Origin of the sequence: Paraburkholderia sp. 22098 (assembly GCF_052045935.1) — a bacterium.
Classification (GTDB): Bacteria; Pseudomonadota; Gammaproteobacteria; order Burkholderiales; family Burkholderiaceae; genus Paraburkholderia; species Paraburkholderia caledonica.
The window spans coordinates 227735-242338 of the sequence record NZ_JBQEPV010000004.1 but is presented as its reverse complement, the minus strand read 5'-3'; the positions used below and the strand labels follow the sequence as shown (position 1 = coordinate 242338).

Below are 14604 nucleotides of genomic sequence, written 5' to 3'. Positions count from 1 at the left end.
TGTCTGAAAACCCGTCCGGGACGCCGTTCCCGGGCGGGTTTTTATTTTGCGACGGATGAGATCACGTTGGCGTCCCGCGAGGCGCCGCGTGCACACGTCTTGCTCACGATGAGAGGGCCGGTGTGGATCGGCGCTCAACGGGAGACAGCCATGTTCGACGTGATCCCTTACTGGATGTGGGCGGCGAGCTTGCTCGTTCTCGCGCTCGTGTGCGGTGCGGCCTTGAATCCGCAGGAGTCGCGACGGCCGCGAGCGCTGCGGACGCGTCACGCGGGCACGCTGCGCCCGAGGTGGCTGATGCGCTGAATTGAAACGGCGGGTGATTGGAGTCAAGCGGGGGCGCGTCGTGTCGCAGGGCAGCGGGCAAGACGCTAGCGCTGACCTGATGCGAACGCTTGGCCGCGGCGCGCCGCAAGGGTTGCCGTTCGCCTGAATGCCCCTCTGATCGACGCGTTGCGCAACCCTCAGGTATCCGCGCGACGGGTTCCGACCCACGGCAAGCGCTTGATGACGCCCGTTGCCAGCGCCGTACCCACCAGAATCACGCCGCAGCCTTCGAGCATGCCGGCTGAAACGCCTTCACCGAGAAACAGCGCGCCCCACAGAATGCCGAAGATCGGGATCACGAAGGTGACCGTGATCGCCCGCGCCGGCCCGGCCACCGCGATCAGGTGGAAGAACAGCATATAGGCGACGCCGGTGCACGCCACGCCAAGCGCGAGCACTGCGCCCCACGCGTGCAGCGAGATCGGCGCACTCGGCCAGTAGATCACCGCGAGCGGCAACAGAACGATGGTGGCGCCCGTCATCGTGCCGGCGGCCACTGTGAGCGCGTCGACGCCGGTCAGGTAACGTTTCGTGTAATTCGCGGCGATGCCGTACAGCAGCGTCGCGCCGAGCGCCGCGCCGGCGGCGAGCGCGGTTGTCAGCGGCGTCGCCGACGCGCTGCCCGGGCTGGCCATCTGATCCCAGACCAGCATCAGCACGCCGAGGAAACCGATCACGAGACCGAGCGTGCGCAGCGCGCTCAGCCGGTCGCGCAGCCAGAGGAAAGCCACGAGGCCGCCCCACAGCGGGGTCGTTGCGTTGATCACCGACGTCACGCCCGCCGACAGCGTCAACTCCGCATAGGCGAAGAGACAAAAGGGCGCCGCCGAATTCAGAATACCTACCACGAGCAGCGGAAAAGCGCGCGTGCGCAGGATCGTCGCCGATTGTTGCAACGGGCGGCGCGCGAGCAGCACGGCGATCAGGAAGGCCGCGCCGATGCCGACGCGCAGCGCCATCAGCGGCGCAACGCCAAAGTCGGTTACGCCGACGCGAATAAACAGGAACGACGCGCCCCACAGGGCCGCGAGGATCAGCAACTGGACGATATTTTTGGCATTCATTGTGATGGCGTCGCGCGCGGTTGAGTCGAGACGCCTGCGCATCGTATCAGCGCGAGAAGACGAAACGTTTCAGCGTGGAATGAAATGGCAAGATTCGGGAGAGGGCGTCTGACACACGTGATCGTAAGCGTGGTGGGAAGCCGCGCAAAGCGAGCAATTCTCACGCTGATGTGAGAAAAATTGCGATTTCACGACGCGAGAGAGAGGCGCGGGCGCGCCAAGCCAGCGCGCCCGCCACCTCAACGCTGGTTCAGTGCGGAATCATCCCCTGAAGGACATTCTGCTGCAGCCAGACCAGAATGCCGAGCAGCACGGTCAACAGAATCGAATGCTTGAACGTCTTGGCGAATACCACGCCTTCCTTGCCTTTGAGGTCCGTCGTTGCCACGCCTGTCGAGATATTTTGCGGCGAGATCATCTTGCCCATCACGCCGCCCGAGGAGTTCGTCGCCGCCATCAGAACGGGGTTCAGGTTCAACTGATTGGCCGCAACCACCTGCAGGTTGCCGAACAGCGCGTTGCCCGACGTATCGCTGCCGGACAGGAACACCGCGACCCAGCCGAGGAACGCCGACACCAGCGGAAAGAACGGTCCGACCGACGCGACCCCGAGCCCGAGCGTGTACGTGAGCCCCGAGTAGTTCATCAGATAGGCGAGCCCGACGATGGTCGCGACTGTGAGAATCGCGATGCGCGTCTGCACCCACGTATCGACGATCGCCGCGCCGAAATCACGCGCGCTGAGTCCGACCACCAGACTCGTGATGATCGCGGCGACCAGAATCGCCGTGCCGGTGGCGAGCGGCTGGAAGTCCCAGATCGCGCCGTACGGTGTGTTGTACAAGGTGATGAACACCGCTTTGTCGAGGCCCGGCCAAGGCACTTTAACGTCGCCGATCAGAAAGATCTTCGCCACGGTCCAGACGATCACGACCACGGACACGATAATCCACGGATACCAGCCCTGGCTGCCGCCGATCTTTCCGCGCACTTCGCCGACGCGGTCGATATTGACCGCGAACGCGGGATCGACGGCCGGTTTCCACACGCGCAGAAACGCGATCGTGACGACGAGCGACACCATCGACGACAACACGTCGGTCAGACTGTAATTGACGTAGTTAGACGCGACGAACTGCGTGAGCGCGAAACTGGCGCCTGAAACCAGCAGCACCGGCCAGACGCGCACCATGTTGCGAAAGCCGGCATAGACGGCGATCACGTAGAACGGCAACAGCAAGGCGAAGAACGGCAACTGGCGGCCGACCATTTTTGCGAGCGAATCGGCGGGCAGATGCGTGACTGCGCCGAGCACCGTGATCGGCACGCCGAGCGCGCCGAATGCCACGGGCGCCGTGTTGAAAATCAGCGTGAAGGTGAGTGCTTCGAGCGTCGGAAAACCGAGCAGGATCAGCAGCGAACTCGTGATCGCGACCGGCGTGCCGAAGCCCGAAATTCCCTCCAGCAACGCGCCGAACGAAAAGCCCACCACGACCAGCACGACGCGTCGGTCGTTCGGCAGGTTGTCGATCATCCACATGCGAAAGGCCGCGAAGCGGCCGGAGCGTTGTGCGATGTTGTATAGCAGGATCGCGGTGAACACGATCCACATGACCGGCCAGCACGCGAACACGACGCCAGCGGCGACGGAGTCCAGCGCGAGCCTCACTGGAAACTGCCACACGGCAATCGCGACGACGAGGCCGACGATCAGCCCCGCGAGCGACGCCTGCCATGCAGGCCGGCGCGCCCAGCCGAGCAGCAACAGCACGACGATGATCGGCAATGCCGCGACGAGGAACGACGGAAGCAGGGAATTGCCGACCGGAGTGAGTAGTTGATGAAACATCACGTCTCCTTCGTTGTTGTTCGAAATCGACGCGTGACTGCGAATGACGGGACGCGTCGCTCCTGCAGGACGGATGAGCGCCGCCCGCGCAGAAAACCACCGGTCGGCTCGCTTTTAAACGGTTACTGTGTGCGGCTTAACCAAGCATAGAGCCCGAGGCTCTCACGTCAAGAAGGGAAACTACGGGAGCAATCGGAAGCTTGTCGCCCTGATTCTTGCCGGCGGCGCGCGCCGGCAGGAATCACTTCGCTCAACCTGAAGTCGTTCAATGATGGTAGCCGTGCCCATGGCCATGTCCGCCCGACCACCAGCCGAAGCCGATCGACACAGACGGACCGTACCAGCCAGGATAGCCGTAGCCGTACCAGGGCGGATAAACCGGCGGCGGATAATACGCGGGATAAGCCGGCGCGACGTACACCGGCGGTTGCGCGACCACATAGGTGGCAGGGGGGTACGACGAGCCTGGCTGCTGCTCGACCTGTTGCCCCTGTTGTCCCTGTTGCCCTTGCATTGCTTGCTGGCCGGCCTGCGGATCGGTGCCCGTGCCGCCCACCGTGCCCACCGGCACTTCTCGCTGTGCCGCGCTGGCTGGGACGGTCGCGTAATACGCAGGGTAGTAGCCCGGATAGTAACCGTATGGGTAATAGCAGCCCGTCAGCATTACTGCGCCCGCGGCGCCGCAGAGCGCGAGCCGGACGCGGCCGATGTAACCGCTGGTAGAAATACGTTGGCGCGTGCGCAGCCGCGACAGCATGTGAACGGGATGAGAAGAGTCAACCAGGCGGGACTTCATGACGAGCTCCGGTGTGCAAACTACTTGCGAGCGACGCAGCCGACGCTTCCGTCGGTACGTCATTGCACGAGCTTACGCTCACGCGGCGCAAAGAGGATTGCAAAACCGTAACGGCGTATTTCGCCTCGTTTTACGGCTTTTCCCGGCCCACGTCTTGTCAGCGGAAAGCGAGCAGGGCATTGCACCCGGCTCGCGTTTCACCGCTGAGGAGTAACGAAGCTTACTTGCCGACCTGATTACCAATCACGCCGCCCACGGCCGCGCCGCCGAGCGTGGAAAGCGCACTGCCTCCAATGACCGCACCGGCGGCACCGCCTACGCCAGCGCCGATTGCCGTATCCCGTTGCCGCGTACTCATTCCCTCGCAGGCCGAAAGACTCGCGACAACCGCGACGATCATCGCGAGCGAACCCAATTTACGAATCGATTTCATGATGCTCACTCCCTTTGTTGTGATTGGAAGCCGCCTGTCGTATTGCGTTCCTGAATTGATCTTATCGCTGTGGACAGTTTCCAGATGTATGAGGTTGTCAGCAGACTGACGGTTTCGTAATCAAATGTTTCCCAACGCGTAGCAGGAGCCGTACCTGAACAGCAGGCGAAAAAAAGCCCGCTGACGGCGGGCTTTGTGGTGCTAGACGTTGCGCGCGCATCGAAATGCGCGCGCGGCTGTCACCGGTGCGAGAACGGCGTGGCCTTACTGCCGCTGATAGATCTCGGCGCCTTTCTTCATGAACTCGATGGATTTCACTTCCATGCCTTTTTTCAGCGCTTCGTCGTCGGTGACGCCCTGTTGCGCCGCGAATTCGCGCACGTCCTGCGTGATCTTCATCGAGCAGAAATGCGGACCGCACATCGAGCAGAAATGCGCGACCTTCGCGGAATCCTTCGGCAGCGTTTCGTCGTGGAATTCGCGTGCCTTGTCCGGATCGAGACCGAGGTTGAACTGATCTTCCCAACGGAATTCGAAGCGCGCCTTGCTCAATGCATTGTCACGCACCTGCGCGCCCGGATGGCCCTTCGCCAGATCGGCGGCGTGCGCGGCGAGCTTGTACGTGATGATGCCGGTCTTCACGTCGTCCTTGTTCGGCAAGCCCAGGTGTTCCTTGGGCGTCACGTAGCAGAGCATCGCGGTGCCGAACCAGCCGATCATTGCCGCGCCGATGCCCGACGTGATGTGATCGTAACCGGGAGCGATGTCGGTGGTGAGCGGCCCGAGCGTGTAGAACGGCGCTTCGTCACACCATTCGAGTTGCAGGTCCATGTTCTCCTTGATCAACTGCATCGGCACGTGACCGGGGCCTTCGATCATCGTCTGCACGTCGTGCTTCCATGCGATCTGCGTAAGCTCGCCGAGCGTCTTCAATTCGCCGAGCTGCGCTTCGTCGTTCGCGTCGTAAATCGAGCCGGGACGCAGGCCGTCGCCGAGCGAGAAGGCCACGTCATACGCCTTCATGATTTCGCAGATGTCTTCGAAATGCTCGTACAGGAAGCTTTCCTTGTGATGCGCGAGGCACCACTTCGCCATGATCGAGCCGCCGCGCGACACGATACCGGTCATGCGCTTGGCGGTGAGCGGCACATACTGCAATCGCACGCCCGCATGAATCGTGAAGTAATCGACGCCTTGTTCGGCCTGTTCGATCAGCGTATCGCGGAAAATCTCCCACGTCAGGTCTTCGGCCTTGCCGTTGACCTTTTCGAGCGCCTGATAGATCGGCACCGTGCCGATCGGCACCGGCGAATTGCGGATGATCCACTCGCGCGTTTCGTGAATGTGCTTGCCGGTCGACAGATCCATCACCGTGTCGCCGCCCCAGCGGATGGCCCACGTCATCTTGTCGACTTCCTCGCCGATCGAAGATGTCACCGCCGAGTTGCCGATGTTCGCGTTCACCTTCACGAGGAAGTTGCGGCCGATGATCATCGGCTCGCTTTCCGGGTGATTGATGTTGTTCGGGATGATCGCGCGGCCGCGCGCAACTTCGTCGCGCACGAATTCCGGCGTGATTTCGGTGAGGCCGTTCGGACCAAACGCGCTCGCACCGAACGCCTGGCCCGGATGCTGACGGCCCATCATCGCGGCGAGCTTTTCGCCGTTCGGACCGCTCGTCTTCAGCGTCTCGAGATACTCGGCGCGGCGCTGGTTCTCGCGAATCGCGATGTACTCCATTTCCGGCGTAATGATGCCTTTGCGCGCGTAGTGCATCTGCGACACGTTCTTGCCGGGCATCGCACGGCGCGGCGTGCGGTGCAGGCCTTGAAAGCGCAATTCGGCAGTCGCGGGATCGGCGGCGCGCTCGCGGCCGTAGTCGCTCGTGAGGCCGGAGAGCGGTTCCGTATCGCCGCGTTCTTCGATCCAGCGCTGACGCAGCGCGGGCAAGCCGGCGCGGATGTCGATCTTCGCTTCGGGATCGGAGTAGGGACCCGACGTATCGTAGACGTACACGGGCGGATTCTTTTCGCCGCCGAAGCTGTCTGGCGTGTCGGATTGCGTGATTTCGCGCATCGGCACGCGGATGTCGGGGCGCGAGCCGGTCACGTAGACCTTGCGGGAATTCGGCAGCGGCGCGACGGCGGCTTCGTCGACGTGGGCGTCGGCGGAAAGAAACTTCGGGTTGGCGTTCATGCGTGTTCTCCGTCAAAGCAATGTGGGCCGCTAAGCAGGAGACGAGACGGAAGTAGTCGGAATTCGCGAGAGATGAGGCACAAGGGCTGGAGTGCGAAATCCGTACGCTTCCCTGCGCTGGCATTATCCAGATCAGGTTCAAAGGGTATTTCTCACCCACGTGGCACGGACCTCCAACTCCCGTGCATCGCAGGACCCCCGCGTTAGCAGCGCACACGATACACCGGGCGGGCGCCGCTTGGCAACCCGTCTGCAATGCTGTGTGCGATCGGTATGGGCGTCGTGCGTGAAGCGCAGCGCCCTTGTGGGCCGAGGCTATCTGCGGGAGCGAACGCGCAAGACGTCGCATCGCGTTGCAGCCCGCCGATCCGCTATTTGCGCACTATCCTTGTATTGACGGGCGCGCCGCATATGACGCGCTGCAGCACTAATGCCACGCGGCCTGTTTGCTTACAGCGTGAAATCGTCCGAGGCTTCGGGCTGATACAGGATCTTTTCGAGCTTCAGCACCTTTTCGGCGCCGCTTGGCGGCACGAAGCGAATCTGCTCGCCGCGTTTCGCGCCGAGAAGCGCGAGGCCGACTGGCGAGAACACATTCAGGCGGCCATGCGCGAAGTCGGCGTCGGGCGGATAGACGACGGTCCAGGTCATGTGTTCACCGCTGCTTTCGTCGACGAGCGTCGCCTGCGAGTTCATCGTGACCACGTTGGCCGGAATCTCGCGCGAATCGACGATAACCGCGCGCTCCAGTACGTCGTCGAGCATGTCGTGCAAACGTGCGTCCGCGCCGGGTGCAGCGGCGTGCTTCTCAAGACGGGCGACGTCGAGTTCGGTGAGGTAACACTGCTTGGTCCTTCTGGTCGTTTTCACGGCGGCTACTCCAATTCGATCTGCAATATGGCTGCAATCTGTGTGAGGAAACATCATGCGGATGTGATCGGCCCGGCGCCCCGAAAGTCCCCTTGGGGACGACGCGGCTTCAGGCAAGGAAGCGAGCTGCGTCAGGTGGGGCGCCGGGCGGCGAGAAGCGGAAGCGTTTCTGGCGGAAGCGTTCGCGACGGCTCCTCGGCGGAATGCGGCGCGAACTGCACGCGCGCGCATCCACTTGCGCGGCGAGGGCGCAAGCGGGTGTGGGCGCGTGAAGTCGGAGAACGCATTGAAGGGCCGGCAGTTGTCGAGTGAAGATGAGCGACGCACCGCTTGTAGCTGACGATGACTGTGACGACAGCGAGCGGCGCAGTGATTAAGGGCATGTTAGCACGGCGTCTTTCAACGACCTTCGCGAACATTTCGCCGCTGTAAGTCGGGCCGCGCCAAACGTTGATGCGATGAACACGCGTGCAAACGTCAGGCAAAAAAATTTGCGGGGGGCTGTCATAACCTGCTGCGCGCATCGACAAACGTGCAGATCCCGATAGGAGCAGGTCATGCAATCAATCGTCATGCGCCGCGCACGCCGACCGTTCGTTCGAGCCGTCGCAGTTCTCAGCGCAATAGCAATGTTGTCCGCGAGCGGTCTGGCAAGCGCAGCCGGCGCGATGTGCAGCGCGCGTAGTCCAGCGCATCGCGTTGCGCTCGTCGAGTTGTACAGCAGCGAAGGGTGCAATAGCTGTCCGCCCGCCGACCAGTGGCTCAGCCAATGGAAGCACAGCGGTTCAACGCAAAGCATCGTGCCTCTGGCGCTGCACGTCGACTACTGGAACAGCCTCGGTTGGACGGATCGCTTCTCGCAGCACCGCTTCACCGAACGTCAGCAGACGCTCACCGATCTTGCGGGCGGCCACACCATCTACACGCCTGAAGTTTTCGTGGCGGGGCGGGAGTTGCGAAGCTGGTCGCAACGCGACAGTTTCGAAGCTCGCGTCGGCAAACTCGTGGCTGAGCCGGCACGAGCGAACGTCGCCCTCGAATTGAAGCCGCAGACGGGCGGCGCATTCAACGTCGCGGCGCGCTTTGACAGCAAGGCTGCCGATACCGCCGGGCCGCTCGATGCCTACGTCGCGGTGTACGAAAACTCGCTGAGCTCGCAGGTCGGCGCCGGCGAAAACCGCGGCGCGACATTGCATCACGAACGAGTGGTGCGGCAATGGATCGGGCCGGTGCCGCTCGTTGGCGGCAATGCGCAGATCAGTCGCGACATTCGTTTCGACGATGCCGATACCAATGCCGATACGAACAGGAACGCGAACGCGTCGGCCGACAGATTCGGCGTAGTCGCTTTTGTCCAGAACGCAGCAACCGGCGACGTGCTGCAGGTGGCCGAACTGGCCGCCTGCCATTGAGCTCGCGTCAATCAACGGAGATTCCCATGGCAACGCCTCATGTTGTTCGCGACAGCGCACCGCCTGCCGCGCCCTCCAGCGGCGTGATACATCCGGTATGGGTGCGCATCACGCATTGGCTCAACGCACTCGCGGCGATCGTCATGATGCTGTCGGGATGGCGCATTTACGACGCGTCGCCGGTCTTTCCCGCGTTCCGTTTTCCGACGGAAATCACGCTCGGCGGTTGGCTCGGCGGCGCATTGCAATGGCATTTCGCAGCGATGTGGCTGCTGGTTTTCAACGGCCTCGCGTATCTCGCGTTGAACCTTGCGACGGGACGTTTCTTCCGCAAGTTCTTGCCGGTCTCGCCGCGCGCGGTGTTGCACGATTTCATCGCCGCGTTGACCGGCAAGCTGTCGCACGCGGACTTGCGGGTCTACAACGCGGTGCAGAAATTCGCCTACCTGTTCGTCGTTCTCGATCTGCTCGTGCTTGTGCTGTCTGGGCTCGCGATCTGGAAGTCGGTGCAGTTCCCGCTGCTGCGCGAGTTGATGGGCGGCTACGACAACGCCCGCATCGTTCACTTCTGCGCGATGGCGCTGATGGCTGCGTTCATCGTCGTTCATCTGGCGATGGTTGCGCTCGTGCCTCGCTCGCTGCTTGCCATGTTGCGCGGTCGATAAATGCTTCGCGCGAACGTTACGGATAACGAATCATGAACAAGATCATTAAAAACGCTGCGACGAATGTCGCTGGCAAACTGGACCGCGAGTCGATTCTGATCGACGTCAGGCGCGAGCTTTCAATGCCGTCGCGGCGACTCTTCGGCAAGCAGCTACTGTCGCTTGGCGGATTGTCGATGCTGACCGGCTGCTCGCTGACCGACGACGAATCGGTCAACAAGTTTCTCACTGCCGTCTCGCGCCTGAACGATCGCGCACAAGCCGCGCTGTTCGATCCTAGGCAACTGGCGCCTACATACACCGAAGCGCAGATCACTCGGCCGTTTCCGTTCAATGCCTACTACGGTGTCGACGAGGTGCCGCAGGTCGACGCTTCCGGCTACAAGCTGAAAATCAGCGGCCTCGTGACCGGCCAGCGCGTCTGGAGCTTGCCCGAGTTGTACGCGCTGCCGCACGCGGAGCAGATCACACGGCATATCTGCGTGGAAGGGTGGAGCGCGATAGGTCGTTGGGGCGGCACGCCGTTCGGCGATTTTCTGCGTCGCATCGGCGCGGACACGAGTGCGAAGTACGTCGGCTTCAAATGCGCGGACGACTACTACGAAAGCATCGACATGCCCACCGCGCTGCACCCGCAGACGCTGCTCACGTTTTCGTACGACGGCGAGCGCCTGCCCGCGAAATACGGCTTCCCGATGAAGTTGCGCATGCCGACCAAGCTCGGCTACAAGAACCCGAAGCACATCGTCGAGATGTTCGTCACCAACACGTATCCTGGCGGCTATTGGGTCGACCAGGGCTACAACTGGTTCGGAGGCTCCTGACGCGCGCGGGTCGCCGCATGCGCCGCGCGCATGCGCGACCCCGGGCGGCAGAAGCTTCGGAAATACGCCGGCTACGGCCGGTTCGATTGATCCACAACAAACGGAGTTATTCCATGAAGAAATTTGCAATCGCAGCAGTGGCCGTCACCTTCCTGATGAGCGGCGGCGCCGCATTCGCGCAGGCAAGCGGCGCGATGTCCAACGACTCGATGTCGCATGATTCGATGTCGAAAGATTCGATGTCCAAGGACGGCATGTCGAAAGACCACATGAAGAAGGACACAATGAAGCACGACAAGATGAAAAAAGGCGACGCAATGGGCATGAAACACGAGGCGTCGGGCGCGATGAGCAACTAGGCGGGCCGCCGTAGCCGCTTATTTTGCGTGCCCGGTGCGGCTTGCGCCGCCCGGGTGGTTCCGATGCACGTTGCATGAAGCGGCGCTTGGCGCTCAAATCCAGACAGAAAGCCGGGGTGCGGTTACGCCCCGGCTTTTTGTTGCATGCGCACCAAAAGTTACGATTCTTTCGCATGGCGCGGTGGGCGCTTACTGCATAATGCGATGCGCGCCACGAATTCGGCGCGTGTCAGCCGCGAGTCCGCCAGAGCCACCGCTCGACCGGCGCGGCGTTGCATGTCCCATCTGGCTTTCTCTGTTAGCCAACCTTCGTACTTCGCTCCACCACCATGTCTGCCAGCCTCGCCCGCCTGACCGCATCGCCGATGCGGTGTCCGCCGTCCCCCCAGCGGGCGCCTCGAACGGCATGGGCGGGTTGAAACGATGTCGCTGGAACTCCCAAGCCGGTTTTCTCGTGGTTTCCCGATCCGTCTGCCTCAGTCGCGCAACGGTCAGATCGCGCTCGCGCTCGGCGTCGTTTATGTGGTGTGGGGCTCGACCTATCTTGCAGTCCATGTTGCGCTAGGCTCGTTTCCACCGTTGCTGATGTCCGGTCTGCGCAATCTTTTCGCGGGCGTCGGCCTGTTCGTTTTCGCGGCTCGCCGCAATCCGGTTTGGCCGAGCGCGGCGGAAATCCGCAACGCCGGGCTGGTCGGCACGATGCTGGTGGGGCTGTCGAGCGGCATGCTGGCGTACGGCATGCGCACGGTCGGCACGGGCACAGCCGCGGTAATGGTCGCGACCGTGCCTCTCTTTGCGACGGTGATCGCTGCCGTGGCGGGACGGAAGATCGGCAAAGGCGAGTGGTTCGCGGTCGGGCTCGGGCTCGTCGGTATCGCGATCCTGAGCCATGGCGACAGTGCGCCCGGTTCGGCGGGCGGCAGCCTCGCGATTCTGTGCGGGGCGCTCTTCTGGGCGGGCGGCGCGCATCTCGCGGGGCGTCTTAAGCTGCCGTCGGACCTGTTTTTGTCCACGTCGCTGCAGATCGGCCTTGGCGGCGCAATGTCGACCATGGTCGCCTGGGTTTCGGGCGAGCGCATGCTCGAAGTGCATTTCCTCCCGCTGCTCGCGTTCGTCTATCTGATGCTGATCGGGACCATGGCCGCCTACGTCGCCTACGGTTTTCTCATACGGCATACGAGCCCGATCATTGCGAGCAGTTGCATGTACGTGAATCCAGTGGTTGCGGTGGCGCTCGGCGCGTTGCTGCTCGGCGAGCCCGTCACGCACTCGACGGTGATCGCGACGGTCGTAATCCTGGTCAGCGTGGGCTTGTCATTCTGGCTCGATTATCGGAAGAAAGGGCTCGCCTGAAAGTCGACGCCTGCGGCGGTACGGGCAGGGCGCGCACGCGACTCCGCCCATTCCCGCCCACTCCCGCCCATGTCCTGCGTCAAAGCCGTGCGGCCAGTTCCGCGCCTTCGCGGATTGCACGCTTGGCATCCAGCTCGGTGGCGAGCGCCGCGCCGCCAATCACGTGATAGCGTGGGCCGCCTGCATCCGCCGGTTCCCGTGGATGCAGATCGCGCAGCGATTCCTGCCCTGCACACACGACGATGTTGTCGACCTCCAGCCACTCTTCGACGCCGCCATGCGCGATCTTCAAACCGCGCTCGCTGATTTCCAGGTACGACACCCCGGCCAGCATCTTCACGCCGTTCCGCGCGAGCGTCGCTCGATGCACCCAGCCCGAAGTCTTGCCGAGCCCCGTGCCGAGCTTGCCCGCTTTGCGTTGCAACAGCCAGATTTGCCGGAACGGCCGGGTAGCTGCGGGCGGCTTCAAGCCGCCGCGTTCGCGCACGGAAAGATCGACACCCCATTCGTCTAGCCACGCATCGCGCGGCATCGGCAAAGGCTCGCCAGTGGGATGCAGCAGGAACTCGCTGACGTCGAAGCCGATGCCTCCCGCGCCGATCACAGCGACGCGGCGTCCTATAGGCGCACCGCGCAGCACATCCACATATGACAGAACATTGGGCAGATCGATGCCCGCGATTGCGGGCCGACGCGGCACGATGCCGGTTGCGATCACGATGTCGTCGTAAGCACCGGCGGCGAGGAGCGCTGGGTCGACGCGCGTACCGAGCCGCACGTCGACGCAATGCCGTTCCAGCTGGCTTTGGAAATAGCGGATCGTCTCGCTGAATTCTTCCTTGCCCGGCACGCGCATGGCCAGATTGAACTGCCCGCCGATCGTTGCGCCTGCATCGAACAAGGTCACGCGATGTCCGCGCGACGCTGCAACCGTCGCCGCCGACAGCCCCGCCGGTCCCGCACCGACCACCGCCACAGTCCGCACGAGTTGGGGACCCGCGAGCGGTCGATACACCAGCTCGGTTTCGCGCCCCGCGCGCGGATTGACGAGGCAGGTTGCGCGCTGATTCCTGAACGTATGATCAAGACATGCCTGATTGCACGCGATACAGGTGTTGATTTCGTGCGCGCGTCCTTCGGCGGTTTTCAGCACGAACTCCGGATCGGCGAGCAGCGGTCTTGCCATCGAGACCAGATCGCCGGCGCCGTCGGCGATCAATGCCTCCGCCACCTCAGGCGTGTTGATGCGGTTCGAGACGATCACCGGCACCTTCACCGCGGCCTTCAGTCGCGCGCTCAGCGCGGCGAACGCGGCGCGCGGCACCGAGGTGACGATGGTCGGCACGCGCGCCTCATGCCAGCCGATGCCGGTGTTGAACATCGTCACGCCCGCTGCTTCGAGCGCCTGCGCGACCTGCACGGTTTCATCCCACGTATTGCCGCCTTCCACCAGATCGATCAGCGAGAGCCGATAAACGACGATAAAGCGCTTCCCGCAAACCTAGCGAACCCGCTCGACGATCTCGCGCGCGATCCGCATGCGGTTCTCGATGCCGCCGCCGTAGCGGTCCGTGCGCCGGTTGGTGCGCGGGCAAAGGAACTGGTTGAGCAGGTAGCCTTCGCTGCCCGTGATTTCGATGCCGTCATAGCCCGCGCGTTGAGCGAGCTTCGCGCAGCGCGCGTAGTCGCGCACCGTCTTCGCAATGCCGGCAGTGCTCAGCGCGCGCGGCTTGAACTTCGAGATCGGCGACTTCAAAGCCGATGCCGACACAACCAGCGGCTGAAACCCGTAACGCCCCGCGTGCAGGATCTGCAGCGCGATCTTGCCGCCTTCTTCGTGAACCGCTTGCGTGAGCAGCCGATGATTGCGCAGATCGAATACCGAGTTGAGCGTGCCGCCGAACGGCAGCAGCCATCCTTCGCGATTCGGCGAGATGCCGCCGGTGACGATCAGACCAACGCCGCCCTTCGCGCGCTCACGAAAGTACGCGGCCAGCTTTGGATAATTCCAGAAGCGGTCTTCCATGCCGGTATGCATGGAGCCCATCACAACGCGATTGCGCAGACGGGTGAAACCGAGGTCCAGCTCCGCGAGTAAGTGTTGGTAAGACATACAGGCTGCCGTTGTAAGTATGGGGTGCGCACGAACGATACACCGAGCGATCGCGACCACCATCTGAGGAAAGCTTCTAATGCTCGCAAGATGTTGCCCTGTAAGACATTGTCACGCCTCGATAAGCCAAATCGATGGTTGCGGCACAGCCATTGCTCATTGCGTGCGTCCATCGAATGGACCGCGCGGCGCCCTGAAAAGGCGTAATGCGCGCAGGGATAGGAGGGAGTGCTTCGCGAAGGACAGCCGGACCGGGACCGTTCGAACAACGCATCGAACACGGTTTCAGATGGCACTGTCTTTAAGCGGGCGCCCGCATATGAATGGGCGGAGAGCCCGACAT

The 14604-nt window shown here is 62.8% G+C and carries 12 protein-coding genes, 1 pseudogene and 1 riboswitch; of the genes and pseudogenes, 6 read left to right on the top strand and 7 right to left on the bottom strand.

Going from position 1 to position 14604, the window contains the following annotated elements; genetic code table 11:
• Positions 1 to 150 precede the first annotated feature (150 nt).
• Positions 151 to 306: a hypothetical protein gene (locus ACTJLB_RS10380; protein ID WP_440783182.1), complete on the top strand. Its 156-nt coding sequence runs from the start codon at positions 151 to 153 to the stop codon at positions 304 to 306.
• Between the two features lie 158 nt (positions 307 to 464).
• Here ACTJLB_RS10380 and ACTJLB_RS10375 read toward each other — a convergent pair whose 3' ends face one another.
• The 6 genes from ACTJLB_RS10375 to ACTJLB_RS10350 form a co-directional block, all read right to left on the bottom strand.
• On the bottom strand, positions 465 to 1391 hold the full coding sequence (locus ACTJLB_RS10375; RefSeq protein ID WP_088174951.1) for a DMT family transporter: 927 nt from the start codon (positions 1389 to 1391) through the stop codon (positions 465 to 467).
• Between the two features lie 250 nt (positions 1392 to 1641).
• Positions 1642 to 3240, bottom strand: a complete 1599-nt coding sequence (locus tag ACTJLB_RS10370) for an L-lactate permease (RefSeq protein WP_020065421.1) — start codon at positions 3238 to 3240, stop codon at positions 1642 to 1644.
• 265 nt (positions 3241 to 3505) lie between these two features.
• Positions 3506 to 4036, bottom strand: a complete 531-nt coding sequence (locus ACTJLB_RS10365; RefSeq protein WP_440783181.1) for a hypothetical protein — start codon at positions 4034 to 4036, stop codon at positions 3506 to 3508.
• 220 nt (positions 4037 to 4256) lie between these two features.
• Positions 4257 to 4469 carry a glycine zipper 2TM domain-containing protein gene (locus tag ACTJLB_RS10360; protein WP_020065423.1) on the bottom strand — a complete coding sequence of 71 codons (213 nt, stop codon included), beginning with the start codon at positions 4467 to 4469 and terminating at the stop codon, positions 4257 to 4259.
• Between the two features lie 264 nt (positions 4470 to 4733).
• Complete coding sequence (gene thiC, locus ACTJLB_RS10355) at positions 4734 to 6665, bottom strand: phosphomethylpyrimidine synthase ThiC (protein ID WP_027775490.1); 1932 nt, start codon at positions 6663 to 6665, stop codon at positions 4734 to 4736.
• A 91-nt stretch (positions 6666 to 6756) separates the two neighbouring features.
• A riboswitch (TPP riboswitch) is annotated at positions 6757 to 6875 on the bottom strand.
• A 240-nt stretch (positions 6876 to 7115) separates the two neighbouring features.
• On the bottom strand, positions 7116 to 7535 hold the full coding sequence (locus ACTJLB_RS10350; protein WP_020065425.1) for a GreA/GreB family elongation factor: 420 nt from the start codon (positions 7533 to 7535) through the stop codon (positions 7116 to 7118).
• Between the two features lie 557 nt (positions 7536 to 8092).
• Here ACTJLB_RS10350 and ACTJLB_RS10345 point away from each other — a divergent pair.
• The 5 genes from ACTJLB_RS10345 (at position 8093) to ACTJLB_RS10325 (ending at position 12148) form a co-directional block, all read left to right on the top strand.
• Complete coding sequence (locus tag ACTJLB_RS10345; protein ID WP_440783180.1) at positions 8093 to 8947, top strand: DUF1223 domain-containing protein; 855 nt, start codon at positions 8093 to 8095, stop codon at positions 8945 to 8947.
• 26 nt (positions 8948 to 8973) lie between these two features.
• On the top strand, positions 8974 to 9612 hold the full coding sequence (locus ACTJLB_RS10340) for a cytochrome b/b6 domain-containing protein (RefSeq protein WP_027775488.1): 639 nt from the start codon (positions 8974 to 8976) through the stop codon (positions 9610 to 9612).
• 32 nt (positions 9613 to 9644) lie between these two features.
• Entirely contained in the window at positions 9645 to 10436 is a 792-nt protein-coding gene (locus tag ACTJLB_RS10335; protein ID WP_288823570.1) for a molybdopterin-dependent oxidoreductase, read from the top strand.
• A gap of 113 nt (positions 10437 to 10549) precedes the next feature.
• Positions 10550 to 10795: a pentapeptide MXKDX repeat protein gene (locus tag ACTJLB_RS10330; RefSeq protein WP_020065429.1), complete on the top strand. Its 246-nt coding sequence runs from the start codon at positions 10550 to 10552 to the stop codon at positions 10793 to 10795.
• A 423-nt stretch (positions 10796 to 11218) separates the two neighbouring features.
• Entirely contained in the window at positions 11219 to 12148 is a 930-nt protein-coding gene (locus ACTJLB_RS10325) for an EamA family transporter (RefSeq protein ID WP_020065430.1), read from the top strand.
• A 79-nt stretch (positions 12149 to 12227) separates the two neighbouring features.
• Here the strand turns inward: ACTJLB_RS10325 and ACTJLB_RS10320 are convergent.
• A pseudogene (locus tag ACTJLB_RS10320) lies at positions 12228 to 14261 on the bottom strand (oxidoreductase).
• Positions 14262 to 14604 lie beyond the last annotated feature (343 nt).